We start from the raw sequence: 19746 nt of genomic DNA, 5'->3' as shown, positions 1-19746 counted from the left end.
CCTGCCCGCGAAATCAGCCGCCTCAACAAACCCCAACAACCGCACCTCATCGGCCGCTATTGATCGCAGCGCATCAGTTGCGGCAGCACCCTCAAGGAGCACGGCCTCCAGGACCGCCGCACCGGCCACCGCGGACACCGCGGACAACCCAGCCGCTGGTTCTTCTGTCAGGGTGGATTCCCCGCGCCCGGACGACTGCTCGAGCAACAAACCAGGCACCGGTTCTTCTGCCGGGCTGGATTCCCCGCGCCCGGACGACTGCTTGTGCAGCAAACCAAGCACTGGTTCTTCTGTCGGGGTGGATTCCCCGCGCCCGGACGACTGCTTGAGCAACAACCCGGGCACTTCTTCCGGCCCCGGTTCCCCAAGCCCATGCAACGATTCGAATCCAAGAAGCAGCCCAGCGTTCCAAGAGGGATCAGCGGCGGGTCCTGCCGCCGTCGAGGGCTTGCGCACCGATGGGCGGGAAGGCATGTCCGAGGAAACGGGGGAGCCAATTCCGGGCACCTCACTGGCGCCGGGGGAACCGCCCCGCCGCGCCACGACCTGCCCAATGCCTTCCATAACCCAACCCTGTCACGAAGGCTTCACCACCATCAGACCCAATCGATGCTATGTGGAAAACCCCACCCAACTGCCAAATGCCAACGCCCGGCGCGAGCGTCTTTTAGCAGGGCTAATCTTTGGCACGGCTAATCCTTAGCAGGGCTAATCGCGCTGGGGTCCTTGCGCTGGGCCTAACCGACGAGCCCGGTTTGGTGGTGGACGCCGGCTTGATCGACTTTCCGGTGGAATCGCATTCCGGCCGCGCCTCCCACGATCGCGCCGAGGAGAGGGACGATTAGGGCGATGGCGAGTCCAACGATGCCGCTGGCGGTCATGAGGCTTCCGTCGACGGGAATCTGCGGGGCGCCGTTAAGATTGCCGAGAATATCGAACTGGCTTCCAGCCACCGCTGCGAGAATCGCCACGATGATGGCGATGATGATGCCCCAAAGCCACACGGCGAGTCCTTGCTTCACGCCGTCGAAACGCGCCATCCGGCCAGCGACGTACCCTCCGCAGTAGTAAGCAAGAAACAAGACGACCGCCAGCACGATTCCACTCACAATGCCTAGGGTTTCCGCGTTCTGCCGGGCTTGCTCCGCCGCTTGTTGGGTCTCGGATGGATTTGCCGCTCCTACTCCTACGCCTATGGCCGTGGCCAAGGCGCTTAGCAGGACGGTCATCCCGATGGCGGTTAACCAGCCGAAGAATGCCGAACCCCACTTGATTCCGCCGAAGCGTTCCTTCTCCGCGGCAACGACGTCGTTCCTACGGCCCTGAGGGGTGCTTGATCCTGCGTCATTTTCATATGCCATGTCAGCTCCTAAGCCGGCTCCCTGAACTCGGGTTAATCAAGAAAACACCACGCCCTGCAGGAAAGCAAGGATGCTTACTAATTGCTGTGCCTCATTCATCGGCGTCAGTCGGGCCAAGAATATGCACGCGCACGTGCCCAGGAGTCGACTTCTGCCAAACCGCGCGTGCCAAACCGCGCTGGACTCCATCCCACCCTTGGCGCCAGGGTTCCCAAATATAGGGATCCGTGCCTGTTGCGTGGGAGAATTTGAAGCATGGAAGCCACCACCGCAGGAGCTCGCACGCTTGAACGCGGACTCAGCCTGATCGACCATGTAGCGGCAGGCAACCATCGGCTCGAGGACATTACCAAAGCCTCGGGACTCAGTCGCTCGGCCACCCATAGGATGCTGACCTCACTTGTTGGAGCAAGGTACCTGAGCCAGGCCGAAGACCGAAGCTACCACCTTGGCGTGAAGCTGCTGGAGCTGGGCACTCAAGCCCAAACCAGCATCGACTTGCCAGGGGCCGTGCAGCAGATCTTGTCCGACATCGCCCGGATTACCCTGGACGCCACCCACTTGGGAATACTCTCCGGGGATGAAGTGGTGTACCTGGCCAAGGCCCGTGGTCACCGTGGGTTCGAGATGACCTCCTACCCCGGCGTCCGCCGACGGGCTCAAACCACTGCACTGGGCAAGGTGCTGCTGGCCGAGAAGGACGAGTCGGAGGCGATCAAGGCCTTTAACCACACCTTCACTCCCACGCCGCTTTCCATTAGGACGGCCGAAGACTTCCTGGATGCGCTGCACCGGGCGAAGCACAATGGTTACGCCATGGATGATCAGGAGAACGAACTCGGGATCACGTGCCTGGCCATCGGGATACCCGATCTGAGCGGTGTCATGGCTGCCGCCGTGTCAGTCTCGGCCCCCAGCGTCCACATGACCCCTGAGCGCATCCAGTCCCTTGTTGTGTTGCTTCAGAAGTTCCAGCCGGAGCTCACCAGTTGCCTTCCTCCCGGATTCGAAAGGGCTTGGATCTAGCCCCGGCAGACCCAGCCCTTCCGACCCGACGGCGGCTACCGCCTCACGGGTTCTGAGGCGTCCAGTAGTTCGAGTTCGTGGCGGTGTGGCATGCCTTCCCAGTCGCCGGGGACGAGACAGGCGAAGGCGCCTGTTCGTACTGCGGTGTGGAGCCGGTCCTGGATGGGGGCTCCGGCTAGGAGGTCGGAGATGTAGCCGGCTACGAAGGCGTCTCCTGCGCCGACGGTGTCCACAGCGTTGATGCGCACTGCTTCCTGGCGGTATTCAGCGTGGTCGATCACACCGACGCAACCGGCTGGGCCGTTTTTGATGATCACTTGGTGGGGGCCCAACGCGGCGATTTTGTGGGCGAGCTGGAGTGAGTCCGCTCCGGGCCCTACTGCGATTTCGGCTTCGTCGTCGCCGGCGAAAACAAGGTCTGCTTGTTCGATGAAGCGCCGGAAGACCGGCCCGGCTTCCTCTTCTGTCCAGAGGGCTGCGCGGTAGTTCAGGTCGAACGAGACGGTCACCCCGGCTTCGCGGGCCACGGTTACTGCGTGCAGCGCGGCTTGATGCGCTGTTGCGGAGAGGCCGGGTGTGATGCCGGTCAGGTGCAGGAGTTTCGCGTTTTGGATGGCGTCGACGGGGACGTCTTCCGGTGCCAGGCGTGAGCCGGCGCTGGCGGTGCGATAGTACCAGACTTTCAGGTGTTCCTGGGTTCGGCGTTCCTTGATCATCAGGCCTGTGGGGGCGTGGGGGTCGCGGATGCCGAGTGTGGTGAGGCCTTCGGCGGCCACTTCCCGGAGTACGAGGTCTCCGAGGCTGTCCTGCCCGACGCGCCCGAGCCAGGTCACGCTGGTGCCGAGGCGTTGCAGGGCGATGGCGAAGTTGGTTTCGGCCCCGCCCATGCCCAGCCCCAGTGACCCGGCATGTGCCAGGGGGCCCGGCGTTACGGCTTTCATGAGGGCCATGGTTTCGCCCATGGTCACCACGTCCGTGTATGTCCCGTTACTGCAGCTCATGTGGCTGTCCTCGCGTCCACGGCCTCAGCCACGAGCTTGCTGAGTTTTTCGGCGCGTGCGGTGAGTTCGGTCAGGTTCCCGCCGGTGAAGGCGTCGCGCAGCAGTGGGCCGCCGAGGCTCACGGCCAGGGCGCCGGCCGCGATCCAGGCCGGCGCGTCCTCGATCCCGATGCCGCCGGAGGGAACGATCCGCATTTGTGGGAAGGGTCCGCGGAGTTGGCTGATGTAGCCGGGTCCGACCGTGGAGGCGGGGAAGAGCTTCACGGCGGTGGCGCCGGCTTCCCAGCCGGCGAGTAGTTCGGTGGGTGTCAGGCCACCCGGGAACACCGGAATGTTACGTTCGACGGCGGCGCTCACCACTGCGGTGACCGTTGCGGGGGTGACAAGGTAGTCCGCGCCTACCTCGAGTGCCTGCTTGGCGTGGTCCACGGTGGTGATGGTGCCGACGCCGATTTCGGCGTCCGTACCGAAGCGTTCCTTAAGCCGGGGCAGTTCGGCGAACACGCCCTCGGTGCTCAGTGTCAGCTCAATGGACCGGACCCCGCCGCGGATCAGCGCCTCGATCACGGGGGCGTACTCGCGGGCGTGGTGTGCCCGCATGACGGCCACCACAGGATGGGCTGTCAGGATCGCCGAGGGGGCCGGGCGTGCCGGGTTGTGAGAGTTGTTCATCGGGCCAGCCACCCGCCGTCCACGGGCAGGACGATGCCGTGGATGTAGTCCGCGGCCGGGGAGGCCAGGAACACCACCGCGCCGGCGAGGTCGTTCCCTGTTCCCCAGCGGGCTGCCGGGATCCTGGTGGAGATTTGTTCGTTCCGCACGGTGTCGGCCAAGAGTGCCTCGTTCATGTCCGTGGCGATGTAACCGGGCGCGACGGCGTTGACGTTCACCCCGTGCGGGGCCCATTCGTTGCAGAGGGCTTTGGTCAGTTGGGCTACCGCTCCCTTGGATGCTGCGTAGGCCGGGACCCGTAAGCCGCCCTGGAAGGACAGCAGGGATGCGAGGTTGATGATTTTGCCGTGCCCGCGTTCGACCATGGGCTTGCCGAAGCCTTGGCAAAGCTGGAACACGGCCCGGGTATTGATGTTCATGACCGCGTCGAAGTCTTCCAACGGGAACTCCACGGAATCATGGCGGATCTGCGTGCCGGCGTTGTTGACCAGGATGTCGATCCGGTGCCTGCCCAGCGTCGTTTCGATACCATGGGTGACGGAGTCCTGGCTGGACAGGTCGATGGCCACGGCCTCGGCCCTCACGCCGGCTTCTGCCGCGGCTGCTGCCAGTTCCGGGGCGAGCGGGCCGCGTTGGAGCGCGACAATGTTCGCGCCCGCCCGGACCAATCCCAATCCGATGCCCAAGCCGATGCCGCGGGAAGCTCCGGTGATGGCCGCCGTCGAGCCGGTCAGGTCAAAAGGCGCCCGCAGCGCCAAGGTCTCAGTGGTGCCGGTGTCAGTTCCCGTTGTGTCTTTCATTCTTCTTCCTTGCCGGGGGCCGCTGCCGCCGTGGCGGTGGCGGGGCCCACGAATACTTTGAGGACCGCCCCGGCGGTCATGGCTTTGGTCAACGCGGCCAGCGTTTGATCGAGGGGGAAGACCTCCACGGGGATGCGTCCGAGCCCGAGATTGCCGCCCTCGATCAGTTCCACGGCGCGTTCGACGTCGGCCCGCGTGTAGACGCGGACACCCACCACCGTGTTCTCGGCAAAGGTCAAGGCTTGCAGGTCCACCTCGACGGGTTTCTTGTACACACCCACCAAGACGATGGTGCCCAGCACCCGGACGGCTATAGGCAACAGTGCCGCCACGGAGGGGTGGGCTGCGGAATCGAACACAATGTCCGCGCCGTCCCCACCCGTAGCGTCCAGGACGGCTGCCACGGGGTCGGAGCCGGTAGGGACGGTGTCAAAGCCCAGCTCCTCGGCCACCTTGCGGCGCTCTTCCGAGGGCTCGGAAATCAGCACGCTGCCGGCCCCTTCATGCCGGGCGACCAAGGCGGTGAGGATGCCGATAGGACCGGCACCGAACACCACCACCCGCTCCCCGCCGCGAAGCCCGGACCGGGACACCGCATGCACCGCCACCGCCAGGGGCTCAGCCAACGCAGCTTCCTGGACCGGAACCCCGGAGTTAATGGGGATGAGTGTTTCCGCCGGCAAAGCAACGTACTCTGCCAAGGACCCGGCGACGTCAATCCCGTACAGCTTCAGGCTCCGGCACACATGCGTGTCACCCTGGCGGCACGGGTGGCAGTTCCCGCAATGAATCAGCGGCTCCACGATCACCCGTGTTCCCACTGCCGGACCGCCCGGGGCTGCGACCTCTACGATCCCCGTGATCTCATGACCCATCACCACCGGGGCTTCGGCCCGGGGGTGGCTGCCATGAAGGATGGAAAAGTCCGTCCCGCAAATACCAGTGAGCTCTGACCGGACCAATGCCCAACCTTCCGGCACCTCGGGGAGTGGAATGGTCCGGTATGCGATGGTGTCCGGACCGGTCCAGACGGCTGCGCCCATGGTCAGTGACGTGGTTTCAGCTGCAGTTTCGATGCTCATGCGGACACGCTCCCCATCAACACCTCAATGTTAAGGATGTTCCGCGGTGTGCGGCCGGCGCACACCTCCACCACATTCTCCACCGTGCGTCGCTTGAGTTCCGCGTAGGATTCCTCGCTGTACCAAGCCGCATGGGGCGTGAGGACCGCGTTGTCCAGGTCGAGCAACGGACTGGTCCTGGGCAAGGGTTCGACTTCGAAGACGTCCAGGCCGGCAGCGTGCAGACGACCGTCCGTGAGGGCTGCTGCCACGGCCTCGGTATCCACCACTCCGCCGCGGCAAGTGTTGACGAGCACAGCGCCCGGCTTCACCCGGTCCAGGACGTCACCGTTGATCAGGTGATGGGTGTGCTGGTTGAGCGGCACATGGAGGGAGATCACATCAGCACCGGCAATGAGTTCATCGAAGCTCACCACAGTGATCCCGTCCTCCGTGACATCCCCGGGAGCCAGCAGCGGATCCGAACCAATGACCTGGTAACCGAGTCCCTTTGCTTTCCGGCCCGTGGCTGCACCAATCAGGCCCAAACCCACCACCCCGAACACGCGCTCACTGATCCGGTGCAACGGCTGAACCGGCCCCAGCGAATATTCGCCGCGGCGCACGCCACGGTCCAGCTGCGTAATCCCGCGGGCCAGGCTCACAGCCAACGCGATCGCGTGATCGCTGACGTCTTCGGTGCCGTAGTCGGGAACGTTACAGACGGCGACGCCGCGCGCAGTGGCCGCTGCGACGTCGAGCGTGTCAACCCCGACGCCGTAACGGCCTATCGCTTTCAGGCCCGGCAACGCGTCCAAAACCTTGGCGGAAATAGGCGCGTACTGCACAACGATCGCGTCCGCGCCGGCAGCAGCATGGATGACCTCGTCCTCGGTCCGGCACTGAGCCAACACCAGCTCAACGCCGGCAGCCCGGGCGACAGCACGCTCAATATCGATCGAATCATGATCGCAGTCAGTGATGACTATTTTGGTGGGATGAGTGGGGGTGGTGGGTTGCGGCATTACTTGGCGTCCTCTTCAAGGAGAAGGTCGCGGTCGACCGTCTCCGGGGATTTGATGGTGGTGAACAGGCTGATCCCCATGATGGCCATCATGTAGATGGCAACCGGGACCCAGGATCCGCTAAAGGCAGTAACCAATGCGGAACAGATCAGCGGGGCTATGCCGCCGCCGAAAACGGAGGAGAACTCACGGCCAAGTGCCACGCCGGCGTAGCGGTAGCGTGCGCCGAAGAGCTCAGGGAAGTATGCGGATTGGACGCCTACGGATCCCTGGGCGGCAAAGATGAAGCCCAGGACGATGACCAGCGAAATCAGGAACAGGTTGCCGGTATTGATCAGCAGGAAGGCCGGGACGGGGAAGATGAAGAGGAACGTGGTGACTACCAGGTACATGGACCGGCGACCGAATCTGTCCGAGAGGTTGCCAAAAACGTAGGCGGACACGCACGCGAACAGGGCGCCCACCAGCAGGACCTTCGGTATGAACGTCGCGTCGATCTTGAGCTGGCTGATGAGGTAGGAACCCAGGAACACCTGGAACAGGTAGGAGTGGGCGTTGGCGCCGACGTTCATGAAGAACACTCGGAAAAGGTTCTTGCGGCCGTTCTTGACCACATCTGCCACCGGGGTGTCCTTCTTGCCGATAGCGCCTTCTTCCTGAAGTTCCTGGAAGACCGGGGATTCTTTGAGCTTTCGGCGGATGACGTAGGCGGCGATCGTCACGAAAATGGAGGAGAAGAAGACCAGTCGCCATCCGTAGGACTCCAGGGCTTCCTTGGGCATCATTTGGACCAGAATCCACACCACAGCTCCAAGCGCCGTGCCGGCCGCGGCCCCTACGAAGACGAGTGAGGCGTACTTGCCGCGCGTGCCCTTGGGAGCGGTTTCCGCAATCAGGACCACGCCGCCGGCCTGCTCAGCACCGGCGCCGAAGCCTTGAAGGAACCTGCAGGCAACCAGCAGCGCTGGTGCCCAGAGCCCGGCTTGCTGGTATGTGGGAAGAAGCCCGATGGCGAAAGTGGCGATGCCCATGAGGAAAAGGGTGGCCACCAGCACCCACTTGCGGCCCAACTTGTCGCCGTATTTGGAGAAGAAGAGTCCACCCAGGGGCCGCGCGCCGAAGCCCACGGCGTAGGCTCCGAACGCTGCGAGGATGCCGATTGCGGGCTCTACGTTGGGGAAGAAGATCGTGTTGAAGATGATCGCGGAGGCGGTTCCGTAGATCACGAAGTCGTACTGCTCCAAGGCAGTTCCGATCAGTCCGGCCCATGCGGCGCGGCGGACGTTCTTCACCTCGGATGGGGTGCCGGTACCTGGCCGGCGGGCATTCTGAACAACGCTGTTCTCAGTCAATCTTGTCTCCAAGCGAGTGATGGCTAGAGGTTGTAGCCGTGTGAGTAGGGATGCGGATTTCTTGATTCCGATTATAGGGATGGCATCCCGAAAACCGCTGGAGATAAATGTAGCTTATGTTCCTGATCCGTGAAAGCGATTTCTATCAAAGGCCCGACGGCGGGCCTCACAACGCCGGCATCAAGCTATCTCTGGCCACCCAAGGATGGGACCATAGTCATATGGGCGAACAAGAGAATGTGCAGCCCGCCGAGGGCGCAGCAACATACAGTGTGGCGTCAGAAGAACGGGGAGATCCTACAACGCAGCAGATGCGGACCGTCGGCCAGCGTCGCCGCGAAGCCGAACGCAAGCTGGACCTTCACTTGGAGGAAGCCAGCCACAAGGACGGAACGTCTGTCACCGAAGGCGAGGGCCATTCCGAAGGGTAGAGCCGCTGGCTCGCTCTGGATGATGTTTGGGCTGACGGAGCGGCGTGTCACTGCTGTGGGCTTCGCCCTGGTGGAGTTGAAGCGCGCTGTGGATCAGCGGGAAGTGGCTGAATGCCTGCGGTGTGTTGCCGAGGTGCCGTTGCGTCCGAGGATCCCACTCCTCGCTGAGCAGGCCCACATCGTTGCGCAGGCTGAGTAGTCGCTCAAACAGCTCGGTCGCCTCGCTGGTGCGGCCGATTCCCAGCAGCGCGTCCACCAACCAAAATGAGCACGCCAGGAAGACACCTTCGTCACCCGGGAGTCCGTCGTGCCCGGACTGGGTGCGGTAACGCAGGACCAAGCCGTCATCGCTAAGTCCTTTCTGGATGGCATCCACGGTCCCGGCAACCCGCGGGTGCCGGTGCGGCAGGAAACCCACCCGTGGAATGAGGAGCAGGCTCGCGTCCAATTCCGTACTTCCGTAGGACTGGACGAAGGTGTTGAGTTTTTCGTCGAAGCCTTTGGTCATGACGTCAGCGTGGATCTCGCTGCGAAGCGCTGCCCACCTGTCAGCCGGGCCGGGCAAGCCGGATGTACGCACCGCCTTGACCATGCGGTCCGCAGCCACCCAGGCCATCACCTTGGAATGGGTGAAGTGCCGGCGCGGTCCGCGCATCTCCCACAGCCCGTTGTCGGGCTGGTTCCATGCACCCTCCAGATACTCCATCAACGCCACTTGGATGTCCCATGACGTGTCCACCGTGCCCTCAGGAGAAGCGGCCCGGGTCAGTGATAGACCATCCAGTACCTCGCCCCATACGTCCAACTGAAGCTGCGGGGCGGCGGCATTTCCGGTACGGACCGGCTGTGAACCTTCGTAACCGGAGAGCCAGGGAATGTCCGCCTCCGGAAGTCTCCTGGCGCCGTCGAGCCCGTACACAATCTGAAGCTCTGAAGGGTCGCCGGCGATAGCGCGCAGCAGCCAATCCCGCCACGCGCCGGCTTCCTCCGTGTAGCCCGCAGCGAGCAGCGATTGCAAGGTCAGCGTGGCATCGCGCAGCCAGCAGTACCGGTAGTCCCAGTTCCGCGGCCCGCCCAATTGCTCGGGCAAGGACGTAGTTGCGGCGGCCACAATCCCACCGGTAGGTGCGTACGTCAGGGCTTTAAGGGTGATCAGGGACCGTTCCACCGGCTCCTTGTATTTGCCGGACATCTCACTGCGGCCAATCCATTCAAGCCAAAACTTCTCCGTTCCGGAAACGGCACGGAAGGGATCAATCCGCCGGGGCTCCCGTTCGTGGCTTGGCGCCCATCGCAGCACGAACGGAACGCGGTCGCCTGCTTTCACCGTGAATTCGCTGTAGGTGCGCTTGTCCCGGCCCTCCAGGGTGACCGGGGTGGTGAGGTAGGCCGAGTCGGGGCCGGCCACCGCGCTGATGCCGTGCTCGCTATGCCGGACCCACGGCACCACCCGGCCGTAGTCGAAGCGCAGAACCAACTCCATTTTCATGGTTACCTCGCCGGACAGCCCCTCGACGATCCGCACCAGATCCACGGCGTCGTCGCGGACGGGCATGAAATCGATCACCCGGACCGAGCCGCCGGCAACTTCCCACTCCGTTTCCAGGATCAACGTGTCTTCGCGGTACTGGCGTCGCGTGCAGTTTCCCCCGTCGGGTGTCCCGGCGGGGGCAAGGAGCCAGCGGCCAGCGTCGGGGTTATGCAGCAGTGCGGCGAAGCAGGCCGGGGAGTCGAAGCGCGGCAGGCACATCCAGTCGATGGAGCCGCTGCGCCCCACCAAGGCAGCCGTGTTCAGGTCCCCGATGATGGCGTAGTCCTCGATCCTGGCCATGAACAAAACTCCCTCAGTCGGCGTCGTCAGCTATGCCCGAACCGTACCCCGCGCGCCTGAGTGCCTCCAATGAGACTCGCGCGTCCTGCGGGATGGCTTTTATTCGGTGCCGGCTTTCAACCGTTGGAGTCCATCCAGGATGAGGTCGAGGCCGAACATGAACTCGTCGCCAAAGTCGTAGCCGGGTTTGAGGACATGCTCGACGGCGATCTCCACCATGCGCGGATACTCACCTGTGGAGAAGCGCTCCATGATGGGTTTGGTGATTTCCGCTGCAGTGTCGCGGCCTTCGAACGGCAGGGCAGCTTCCTGGACGGCGAATCCGTAGATGTAGCTGTCCAGCAGGGCATAAGCGTGGGCGGTTAGTTGCAAAGAGAACCCCGCACTCCGCAAAGTGTCGAGTGTCGCTTCATGGTGCCGGAGTGTGGCCGGTCCCGGGGCGGACCGGCTTTCCACCAGCCCGACTGCCCAGGGGTGCCGCTTTAGTGCCGCTCGCACTCCCGTTGCCCGCCGCTGCATCTCTTCGCGCCAATCGCCGTCGGATGCCGGAAGGTCGATTTCGCTGAAGACCATGTCCACGATTCCGTCCAGGATTTCGTCCTTGTTGGCTACGTAGTAGTAGAGCGACATGGGTTTGGTCCCCATGCTGTGTGCAAGCGTGCGGATGGTCAACGCAGCGAGCCCGGATTCGTCGGCGAGCGCGACGGCGCACTCCAGGACGCGTTCCCGGCTTAGGGGGAGGCGCTGGGCTGCTGCGGTCACGGGATCTCCCTCGGCTTGGAACGGGTTCATGGCGGTTTGGTGCTGGTGGTCTAGGTCCTAAACCTTTAGTACCTCTAGACGTTTAGTACCCCTAGACCTTTAGTACAGTGTACGGTAACGTCTTTGGTACAGCGTACGAAATTGCTGAAACAACCCCGTAACCCATCAACGCACACCCTGAAAGGTCCGGCCATGACCACTGGTCAGCAAGCCAAGGAATCACGTCATCACAAGCGGCGGTCCATGCCGGGCCCGTTCATGAGGGCCATTGTTCAGGAGGGTTACGGTTCCGCCGACGTCCTGCGCGAGGCTCAGGTCCCGCGCCCCGCCATAGGTGAGAATGAAGTGCTGGTGAAGGTTCAGGCCGCCGGGTTGGATCGCGGGACATGGCACATCACCAGCGGTTTGCCGTATGCGCTGCGCCCGGTCTACGGTTTCCGCGCTCCGAGGCATCCCGTTCCCGGGCTGGACCTCGCCGGTACCGTTGAGGCGGTGGGTTCACAAGTGACGCGGTTTGTTGTGGGTGACCATGTCTTCGGGTCGGGGAAGGGAACCTTCGCTGAGTACGCCGCTGCCGGTGAAAATCATCTTGCGCACAAGCCCTCGGGTATTAGCTTCGAGCAGGCCGCTGCGGTGCCGGTTTCAGCCTGCACTGCCCTGATTGCGCTGCGCGCCGGCGGTATTGATCCGATGAAGGCCTCGATGCCAAAGGAAAAGGCGGCGGCATCCAGGGAGCTCAGCGTACTGATCACCGGCGCCTCCGGAGGTGTGGGCAGCTACGCGGTGCAGCTCGCCAAGGCTGCAGGCGCCCGGGTCACCGGCGTTGCCAGCACCGCCAAGCTGGACTTGGTCCGAACCCTCGGCGCAGACCACGTCATCGACTACACCACGGAGGATTTTGCTGAGGGCGCGGAACGCTACGACGTCATTATCGACATCGCAGGCAACCCGTCTGTTGCCCGACTTCGGCGGTCACTCACCCCTGCCGGTACTGCCGTGATCACCGGTGGTGAGGAAGGAGGCTCGTGGACGGGGAGCATGGACCGCCAATTGCGGGCAGTGGCACTCTCCCCGTTCATCAAGCAGCGGCTCACCATGATAGTGGGAACCCAGACGGCTGGGGATCTGGAACACCTTGCGGAGCTCTTGGACGCAGGAACCATCACTCCTGTAATAGACCGAACGTTTCCTCTGGCGCAGGTCCCCGAGGCCATGCGTTACTTCGACGCCGGTAAAGCCCGCGGGAAGGTGGTCATCACCATCTAAGCCAGGCAGGATAAGCCACGCAGGGTAAGCCACGCAGGCGAGGGCAATGTGCTCGGCTGAACATGCCCTAGCCCGGAGCTCCCGTCGCGTGCTACCACTGACCCTAGGAACAAACCCTTGAGGAGAAGCCGTGGCCGAAGACCTACCTGTCCTTGTTGTTGGTGCCACGGGTTTCCTGGGTGGCCAAGTGGTGGACGAGCTTCTCAAGCGTGGCAAGAAAGTCCGCGCTTTGGTGAGACCGAAGTCCAATGCGGCCAAGCTTGTTGCCAAGGGTGTTGAGATTGCCCGTGGGGACATGCTGGACACCGCCTCCTTGATCACTGCGATGACCGGTGTTTCGGCGGCGATCTCGACGGCGGCCGGCTATACGCGCAATGACAAGAACGCCACAGCGATCGACACTTTCGGCAACAACAACCTGGCTGTCGCGGCGAAGCACGCCCGGGTGCCGCGCTTCGTGCTCATCAGCATCGTCACGTGCGACCAGACTCCCCAGATTCCCCATTTCTGGAACAAGAAGAAGGCCGAGGACACTTTCGAAGATCTCGGTGTTCCCTTTGTGGCCCTCAGGCCCGGCGCGTTCTTCGACCAAGCGGTGGGGATGGGCGGGGATCCCTTCGCGAAGGGCCGCTTCGTGTGGCTCGGTTCCAAGGATGCCCGGCTCACTTTCGTCCTGGCCAGTGACGTCGCCGCGTACCTTGCGGAGGCGGTGGACGCGGACGTTGTTGAGGGTGAGCGGATTGACATCGGGTGGAGCCGGCCGGTGAGTATTCATGAAGCGGCGGAGCTGGCTGGCCGTCGGGCGGGAAAGCAGATCAAGGTGATGTCCGTACCCGCCGGGGCCATAGCGGGACTCGGTAAAGTGACCGCGAAAGTCCTGCCGTTGGTGGGCGATATGGCAAGCATGGTGGCGTGGTTCGAGACCGGCAGGTACGTTGCGGACATCAGCCGCCAGGAGCAGGTATTTGGTCCAGCGCCGACTCCCGAGGATGCAATCGGCAGGGTGGCGGAACGCTACGGTCATTAATTAACGCCGATGAACGCGGCGTGGCGATGACTGGCCGGAGCTCTTGTTCGTAAGTATCCTGATGACACAGATTTGACGCAGGCCCTGACTGCGCCAAAACAATATGAGGAGCACGTTATGAGAATTGGTTCTTCCATTGCACTGATTGCCATCGGAGCTATTCTGGCTTTCGCGCTCGCCCCCGGAATCATCCCCTTCCTCGACCAAGTCCTGGTCGGCTACATTTTGATCGGGGTCGGCATCATCGGCCTCATCATCTCCATCGCCATGTCCAACAGGACCCGCCGCACTGTTGTTGAACGCCGCGGCGATCCCCACACGGTTGTCGAGCGGCGCCCCGAGGTCTAGCAGCCGCAACTTATCGAAGAAGCGCACGACGGCGGGAGGCCGCCGTCGTGCGCTGTTGTGCGTCCGGACCCGAAGGGCCAGTCGCCCGGAGGGCCCGGCGGCGACAGTTCAGGGTGCGCCTGTGGTCAAGCCGTTCGGAGACCATCTTGGCAGGAGCCGAATTCAGATAGCCAAGCCGATGCGGGGTATGTCAGCGCCATCTCCCTAGCGGCGTAGGCTGCTGCCATGGAGAAGTCATTCGACATTGAGCTGGTCAATCACAACGAGTACCTGGTGCGGTGGGCCTCGGAAGGCCAAACCGGGGAGTCCCTGGTCCACACCAACCCGGATTTCCTGGCTGAGGCGGGCCTGGACGTCTTTGAGGAGCAGCGTGTTGTTGAAGAAACCACGACGTATCTGGCCGAACATCAACCCGTGATCGATTTCCCGCAGACCGTTGACCTGGAAGAGATTGCTGCCGCCTATTCGGACTACACGGAGCAACTGAGGGCCCGGCTCGACGCCCGATAGCTGCTTCAAGCCTGCGTCTTGGTCCCCGATGCAGCGACTGGTATACGGGGGTCCCGGCTGGGGTTGATGGCTTAGGGCTGGACGTCGGCCGTGACGCGCTCGCCGTTGAAGTACTCCAGCTGCCAGCCGTCGGTCACATGGTGGTGGGCCAGGTTGAGCACAGCGTTCTGCACGCTGCTCAGGGTGCGGCCGATCGCTTGGCTCAAGGTCAGTCGAATCAGGGTGCCGTGTGCAACCACCAGGACGCGTTTGCCGGCGAATTCTTCAGCTAGTGATTCCAAGGCGGCAATGCCCCGGTCAGCAGCGGCCTGGTCTGTTTCGCCTCCACGGAAGCCGCCCGGGATGCGCAATGCCTCCAGCTCGGGCCCTGCCTGGAGTCCTTCGGCGGGACCGAAACTGCGCTCGGTGAGCTCCGGAACCAGCCGGGCAACTTTGAGTCCCAGGCCTTCGGCGATGATCCGGGCAGTTTCGGCGGCACGGCTCAGTGGCGAGGACACTACGGTGTCCCATGCCTGGTCTGAGAGGAAGTCGACGGCGTCGCGCGCCTGTCCGCGGCCGACGTCGTTGAGCGGGATGTCAGTGGCCCCCTGCAACCTGCGCTCCGCGTTCCAGTCGGTTTGGCCGTGGCGGACGAGGGCGAAAGTTGTGAGGGTCATGCTTTCCATTGTGCCCTGCAGGCGCGCCGCTCCGCAGTTTCCTCCGTCACGTAGGGACGTTACGTCACGTGAGGAAGCGCCCGACGGCGGGAGGTCGCCGTCGGGCGTTCTGCTGCGGTTAGTGCCGTCCGGCCCGATCTCCGCCGGATTCAGCCAGGTCCATGCTGAGTCCCGGGTGGCGGTGGACCGGCTCCGGATCGCGCCATAGCCGGGCAATTGCGTCTTAGCATTACCCATCCGGCTGCTTAATCAGTATCCTGATTACTTATCTGGTAAACCGGATGATGCTGTGTGGGCTGTTTGCCTGGGCCGCACGTGGCTGAAGCAGACGGCCGCGCGGCCATCGTGAAAGTTTGAATGACGGCATTGCGTGGTGACGCTAGGACAGTGGTTGGGTCCGCGGCTCCAGGTCGGCCTGAAGGACGTGACATTCGTGGGCAACAACTACGAGGCCGTGGACCCCCATCTCCCCGCCTCAGCCGCAACTGCAGGAACAGACGTTGCAGGTGCCGCTGAAACACTTGACGGCCGCTACCAGCTGGGACCCGTTCTGGGCAGAGGCGCCATGTCAGCCGTGTACCAGGCGACGGACCTGCTGCTCGGCCGCGACGTGGCCATCAAAATTTTCCTGCCCGGTTCCGGCGACGAATCGTTCCGGGCCCGCCAGGAAAACGAAATGCGGCTCCTGGCCGCCTTCGACCACCCGGGGCTGGTGGCTGCCTTCGACGCCGGAGTCGACACGCGCAATGACGAAGAACGTGCCTATCTGGTGATGGAACTTGCTGAGGGCAGGGATTTGCGCGCCGTGCTCACTGACGGGCCGCTGACCGTTCCCGAGACCGCGCGGATCGGCATCCGGCTGGCCGGGGCACTCTCCCAGGTCCATCAACACGGCGTTATCCACCGCGACATCAAGCCGGCCAATATTTTGGTATCCGACGACGACGGCCTGGCGCAGACCGTCAAGCTGGCAGACTTTGGCGTCGCTCTGGTCATGAACGACAACAGGCTCACCGCAACCGGCTTCACCGTGGGGACCGCCCAGTACCTTAGCCCCGAGCAGGCTCAAGGCCTGGGCCTGACTCCCGCGAGCGACATCTACTCGCTGGGCTTGGTACTGCTCGAATGCCTCACCGGCAGGGCCGAGTACCCGGGCACCCCCATTGAGACAGCATCAGCGCGCCTCCACCGGGCACCGCAGGTTCCGTTGGAATTGCCGGCTCCGCTGCGGGAGTTGCTCGAAGCAATGACAGACATGGATCCGGGGAAGCGCCCCACTGCGCAGCACGTGGAGCAGGCGCTCGCCGAGGAAGGGATACAGGCCGGGCGAAGGACCGCCGTACTGCCGCAGGTTCCGAGCCGGCCGCCTCTGCGGGCAGTCACCCGGAAGCAGGCCACAGTTACCGGCATTAGGGACTTCAGCAAACGGCGACCCAAGACCGTCCGTGGCGTGGCCGCGGCAGCGGTGACCATTCCGCTGGCCCTGCTGATTCTCTCTCAGGGTTTCGCGCCCGCAAGCAACACTGCCGATCCCTCCCAGCCTTCGGACACAGGCGTTTCGCAGGCGGAGCCGCAGCCAGCTGCGCCGGTGGTGCCCGCCATCCCTGTTGCGCCATCGCCTGCTGATGCCCAGCCTGCCGACGCCGGTAGCGGCGACGCCGGAAGTGCTGACGTCCAGCCCGCTGACGTCGTCAATCTTCAGGAGCCCGCCCAGAATCCTGCGCCAGTGCAAGCGCCGGCGCCCGCGCCCGCAGCGGTGCCGGGCCCGGACATTGCCAAGGAAAAGAGCAACGGAAAGAGCGAGAAAAAGTCTGAAAAGGCCAAAGGACCCGGCGAGGGTAAGTAGTTTAAAGACCTGCGGGAAAGCTGACCGCCACGGTTGTTCCGCCGCCGGGAGTTTCGGTCAACGTGAGCTCGCCCCCATGTGCTTTGGCGATGCTGCTGCACGTGGCCAGACCAAGTCCGGAACCTGGGCCGTCGCCTTCCCGCCGCAGACGCACCAAGGGCTCCAGGGCTTTGGCGCGATCTCCGGGCTCGATGCCCTTGCCGTTGTCCGCCACGAAGATCGTGGCGCCATGATAATTGGAAACCCCGTTGATCCGGACGCGGAGATCGCGATCAGGACTGCGGTAGTTCATGGCATTGGAGAGCAGGTTCTGCAGCAGCGTCCGGAGTTGTCCATGGTCGGCATGGAGGGCCAAATCCTCCACCTCCACAATCCCGTGATTCTCGATGCCCAGGTCGCGGGCAACTTCTTCGGTCACTTGGCGCAGGGAAACGTGGGTGGGCTGGACTGCGCCGCCCACCCGGGAATAGCTCAGAACATCCTCCAGCATGCCCAGCATCCGTCGTCCGCTGGAGCCGATGCGGTCCAGGTAACGCGCAGCCGTGCTGTTCGGTTCTACATCGGGATCGTCCTCCACCAGTTCCACATAGCCCAGGATGGTGGTGAGGGGAATGCGGAGATCATGGCTGACGCGTCCGGCAAACCCGGCGAGCTTGGCATTGCTGTCCTTCAACTCGGCATAGGTCCGGTCCAGCTGGGTGGTGCGGTGCTGAAGTTCCAACAACTCCACCACCTGCTTTGCCAAGACCTCCAGCATGCTCACCTGTTCGGGGCGCAGTTCTTTTGTCTTATCCGAGAAGACGCATAAGGTTCCAGGGACGAATCCGGATTCTGTCTGCAGGGGGACCGAAGCATAGAAGCGGACTTTCCCGAGTTCACCGGTAACAAAGGGATTGTCCGCGAAGCGCGGATCCTTTGAGGCATCGGCCACCACTGTCCTCTCACGGGAGAGGAACACCTTGGCGCACATGGAGTCCTCACGGGAGCAGACGCCCGGGTCCACGCCCCAGGCGCCAATCTGGTGCTGGTACTCCGCGCTGATGATGTTGACCACGCCAAAGGGAGCGCCGCACAGCTCCGTGGCGAGCCGCACCAGGTTCTGCAGGGCGCTCATGACGGCAGCATTGGGAAGCAGTACTGAATCCAAGGCCGGGTCCAAGCCATACTCCTGTAGTTCCAGGTCCCGGCTGATGTCATCAGTGAAGGAAAGCTGGCCCTGAACTTCCGTCATATTATTACTCCCCCAAGCGTCATTAGGATTCCCTGCCGATACTACCGGGACGCTGGCGGCGGTGGTTTACTGGGACGCATGACCGAGCAGGAACCGGCCTCCGCCGCGTCTACTGACAGCATCGATCTCTCCCTACGTACCCCCGCGGAAAGATCCCGTACTTTCACCGGGATCCTGGTGAACACTGCCCTGGCAAACATCACCACCAGCTACTTGTGGTTCGCCCTGACGTTCTGGGTGTACTTGGAGACACGCAACGTCATTGCCACCGGAGTGATCGGCGGTGCGTACATGCTGCTGATCGCCCTCTCCAGCATCAGCTTCGGAACGTTCGTGGACCGTTACCGGAAGCTTGCCGTGATGCGTTTCGCCGCAGCCTTCACCATGGGGATGTTCGTCCTCTCAGGCGTCATGTTCCTGCTGACACCGGAGCAGGCGCTCCTGGACCTGACGCAGCCATGGTTCTGGATCTTCACTATGATCATCCTGATCGGTGCAGTGGTGGAAAACATGCGGAACATTGCCCTATCCACCACCGTCACCATCCTGATCGAACCGGATCGGCGGGCCAACGCCAACGGGCTGGTGGGCATGGTGCAAGGGCTCATGTTCATTGTCACCTCGGTCCTCTCTGGGCTATCGGTGGGGTTGCTGGGCATGGGTTGGACCGTAGTTGTCGCCCTGGTGCTGACCGCCTTGGCCTTCGCGCACTTGCTCACCCTGCGTCTGCCGGAGGAAGTGAAGGCGGCGGCCTCCGATGCGCAAGGCGGCTTCGACCTCCGGGGGTCGTGGGCTGCCGTCATGGCAATCTCCGGGCTCTTCGCGCTGATTCTCTTCTCCACGTTCAACAACTTCATCGGCGGCGTCTACATGGCGTTGATGGACCCTTATGGCCTGGAAATGTTCTCCGTTGAAATGTGGGGAGTCGTCTCTGCCATCGGTGCCACAGGCTTCATTGTGGGCGGTGCACTGGTCGGCAAATTCGGCCTGGGGTCCAACCCCCTGCGGACCATGCTCATTGCCGTGGTGCTCATGGGATTCATCGGCGCCTTGTTCACCTTCCGCGAGTGGGCCTGGCTCTACATCGTAGGAATCTGGCTCTACATGGCGCTGGTTCCCGTGGTGGAAGCCGCCGAGCAGACCGTCATCCAAAGCGTGGTGCCACTTCCCCGGCAGGGCAGGGTGTTTGGCTTCGCCATGGCATTCGAGTCCGCTGCGGCGCCCATCACTGCCTTCCTCATTGCCCCGATCGCCCAATTCTGGATCATCCCGTACGCCCGGTCCGCGGAGGGATCTGCCAACCTCGCACCGCTGCTGGGCGAGGGGATCTCCCGCGGCATCGCCCTGGTGTTCCTGGCCGCCGGCATCATCATGATCGTGGTGGCGCTGATCGCTTTCCTCACTCCCGTCTACCGCCGCGTGTCTGCTTCCTATGCGCAAACCTCCAAGACGCAGACGGCAACGGAAGAACGGGAGAGTGAAAGCTCGGAGACGCCGTCCTCGCATTAGGGGTGCCCGGGCGCCCCTCAAGCGAGGGCGCC

The 19746-nt window shown here is 63.2% G+C and carries 19 protein-coding genes and 1 pseudogene; 8 read left to right on the top strand and 12 right to left on the bottom strand.

Annotation, left to right across the window (positions count from 1 at the left end; translation table 11 throughout):
• Together HAV21_RS16925 and HAV21_RS16920 are read right to left on the bottom strand one after the other, a co-directional pair.
• Window positions 1-564: pseudogene (locus tag HAV21_RS16925) on the bottom strand (hypothetical protein); the annotation flags it as partial.
• 173 nt (window positions 565-737) lie between these two features.
• A complete protein-coding gene (locus HAV21_RS16920) occupies window positions 738-1361 on the bottom strand; it encodes a hypothetical protein (protein ID WP_166842541.1) in 624 nt (207 codons plus the stop codon).
• A 255-nt stretch (window positions 1362-1616) separates the two neighbouring features.
• Here HAV21_RS16920 and HAV21_RS16915 point away from each other — a divergent pair, with 255 nt between their 5' ends.
• Window positions 1617-2387, top strand: coding sequence for an IclR family transcriptional regulator (locus HAV21_RS16915; RefSeq protein ID WP_166842540.1), 771 nt, complete (start codon window positions 1617-1619; stop codon window positions 2385-2387).
• A 35-nt stretch (window positions 2388-2422) separates the two neighbouring features.
• Here HAV21_RS16915 and HAV21_RS16910 read toward each other — a convergent pair whose 3' ends face one another.
• The 6 genes from HAV21_RS16910 to HAV21_RS16885 are packed head-to-tail and all read right to left on the bottom strand — an operon-like array spanning window position 2423 to window position 8297.
• Window positions 2423-3388, bottom strand: coding sequence for a sugar kinase (locus tag HAV21_RS16910; protein WP_166842539.1), 966 nt, complete (start codon window positions 3386-3388; stop codon window positions 2423-2425).
• Entirely contained in the window at window positions 3385-4059 is a 675-nt protein-coding gene (locus tag HAV21_RS16905) for a bifunctional 4-hydroxy-2-oxoglutarate aldolase/2-dehydro-3-deoxy-phosphogluconate aldolase (protein WP_166842538.1), read from the bottom strand. The genes HAV21_RS16910 and HAV21_RS16905 overlap by 4 nt, the downstream gene beginning before the upstream one ends.
• Window positions 4056-4859: an SDR family oxidoreductase gene (locus HAV21_RS16900; protein ID WP_166842537.1), complete on the bottom strand. Its 804-nt coding sequence runs from the start codon at window positions 4857-4859 to the stop codon at window positions 4056-4058. The genes HAV21_RS16905 and HAV21_RS16900 overlap by 4 nt, the downstream gene beginning before the upstream one ends.
• Window positions 4856-5941: an alcohol dehydrogenase catalytic domain-containing protein gene (locus HAV21_RS16895; RefSeq protein WP_166842536.1), complete on the bottom strand. Its 1086-nt coding sequence runs from the start codon at window positions 5939-5941 to the stop codon at window positions 4856-4858. The genes HAV21_RS16900 and HAV21_RS16895 overlap by 4 nt, the downstream gene beginning before the upstream one ends.
• Window positions 5938-6945: a C-terminal binding protein gene (locus HAV21_RS16890; protein ID WP_166842535.1), complete on the bottom strand. Its 1008-nt coding sequence runs from the start codon at window positions 6943-6945 to the stop codon at window positions 5938-5940. The genes HAV21_RS16895 and HAV21_RS16890 overlap by 4 nt, the downstream gene beginning before the upstream one ends.
• Window positions 6945-8297: an MFS transporter gene (locus tag HAV21_RS16885; RefSeq protein WP_166842534.1), complete on the bottom strand. Its 1353-nt coding sequence runs from the start codon at window positions 8295-8297 to the stop codon at window positions 6945-6947. The genes HAV21_RS16890 and HAV21_RS16885 overlap by 1 nt, the downstream gene beginning before the upstream one ends.
• 221 nt (window positions 8298-8518) lie before the next feature.
• Between HAV21_RS16885 and HAV21_RS16880 the strand changes: the two genes are divergently transcribed.
• Window positions 8519-8728, top strand: a complete 210-nt coding sequence (locus HAV21_RS16880; protein ID WP_166842533.1) for a hypothetical protein — start codon at window positions 8519-8521, stop codon at window positions 8726-8728.
• Here the strand turns inward: HAV21_RS16880 and HAV21_RS16875 are convergent.
• Both HAV21_RS16875 and HAV21_RS16870 read right to left on the bottom strand, forming a co-directional pair.
• Window positions 8697-10559: a glycoside hydrolase family 15 protein gene (locus tag HAV21_RS16875; RefSeq protein ID WP_166842532.1), complete on the bottom strand. Its 1863-nt coding sequence runs from the start codon at window positions 10557-10559 to the stop codon at window positions 8697-8699. The two genes, HAV21_RS16880 and HAV21_RS16875, sit on opposite strands and share 32 nt — an antisense overlap.
• Window positions 10560-10658: 99 nt before the next feature.
• The gene (locus tag HAV21_RS16870) at window positions 10659-11351 is read right to left on the bottom strand and encodes a TetR/AcrR family transcriptional regulator C-terminal domain-containing protein (RefSeq protein WP_166842531.1); all 693 of its coding nucleotides are present in this window, start codon (window positions 11349-11351) and stop codon (window positions 10659-10661) included.
• 162 nt (window positions 11352-11513) lie between these two features.
• Here HAV21_RS16870 and HAV21_RS16865 point away from each other — a divergent pair, with 162 nt between their 5' ends.
• The 4 genes from HAV21_RS16865 to HAV21_RS16850 all read left to right on the top strand — a co-directional run bounded on the left by HAV21_RS16865 (window position 11514) and on the right by HAV21_RS16850 (window position 14472).
• Entirely contained in the window at window positions 11514-12587 is a 1074-nt protein-coding gene (locus HAV21_RS16865; protein ID WP_166842530.1) for an NAD(P)-dependent alcohol dehydrogenase, read from the top strand.
• Window positions 12588-12717: 130 nt separating this feature from the next.
• Window positions 12718-13614: an SDR family oxidoreductase gene (locus tag HAV21_RS16860; RefSeq protein WP_166842529.1), complete on the top strand. Its 897-nt coding sequence runs from the start codon at window positions 12718-12720 to the stop codon at window positions 13612-13614.
• A gap of 117 nt (window positions 13615-13731) precedes the next feature.
• Window positions 13732-13962 (top strand): DUF6458 family protein, encoded by a 231-nt coding sequence (locus HAV21_RS16855; protein ID WP_043470828.1) that lies wholly within the window; start codon window positions 13732-13734, stop codon window positions 13960-13962.
• 225 nt (window positions 13963-14187) lie between these two features.
• The gene (locus HAV21_RS16850) at window positions 14188-14472 is read left to right on the top strand and encodes a hypothetical protein (protein ID WP_142937507.1); all 285 of its coding nucleotides are present in this window, start codon (window positions 14188-14190) and stop codon (window positions 14470-14472) included.
• Between the two features lie 71 nt (window positions 14473-14543).
• On the opposite strand, the gene HAV21_RS16845 is transcribed toward HAV21_RS16850, so the two are convergent.
• Entirely contained in the window at window positions 14544-15137 is a 594-nt protein-coding gene (locus HAV21_RS16845) for a histidine phosphatase family protein (protein ID WP_166842555.1), read from the bottom strand.
• A gap of 364 nt (window positions 15138-15501) precedes the next feature.
• Here HAV21_RS16845 and HAV21_RS16840 point away from each other — a divergent pair, with 364 nt between their 5' ends.
• The gene (locus HAV21_RS16840) at window positions 15502-16974 is read left to right on the top strand and encodes a protein kinase (RefSeq protein WP_347877669.1); all 1473 of its coding nucleotides are present in this window, start codon (window positions 15502-15504) and stop codon (window positions 16972-16974) included.
• A 1-nt stretch (window position 16975) separates the two neighbouring features.
• Here HAV21_RS16840 and HAV21_RS16835 read toward each other — a convergent pair whose 3' ends face one another.
• Window positions 16976-18205: a GAF domain-containing sensor histidine kinase gene (locus HAV21_RS16835; RefSeq protein WP_166842528.1), complete on the bottom strand. Its 1230-nt coding sequence runs from the start codon at window positions 18203-18205 to the stop codon at window positions 16976-16978.
• A 78-nt stretch (window positions 18206-18283) separates the two neighbouring features.
• On the opposite strand from HAV21_RS16835, the gene HAV21_RS16830 reads away from it, so the two are divergent.
• The gene (locus HAV21_RS16830; RefSeq protein ID WP_166842527.1) at window positions 18284-19714 is read left to right on the top strand and encodes an MFS transporter; all 1431 of its coding nucleotides are present in this window, start codon (window positions 18284-18286) and stop codon (window positions 19712-19714) included.
• Window positions 19715-19746 lie beyond the last annotated feature (32 nt).

Origin of the sequence: Paenarthrobacter sp. MSM-2-10-13 (assembly GCF_011605365.1) — a bacterium.
In the GTDB taxonomy this organism is placed as follows: Bacteria; Actinomycetota; Actinomycetes; order Actinomycetales; family Micrococcaceae; genus Arthrobacter.
This window is presented reverse-complemented; position numbering and strand designations above follow the sequence as displayed.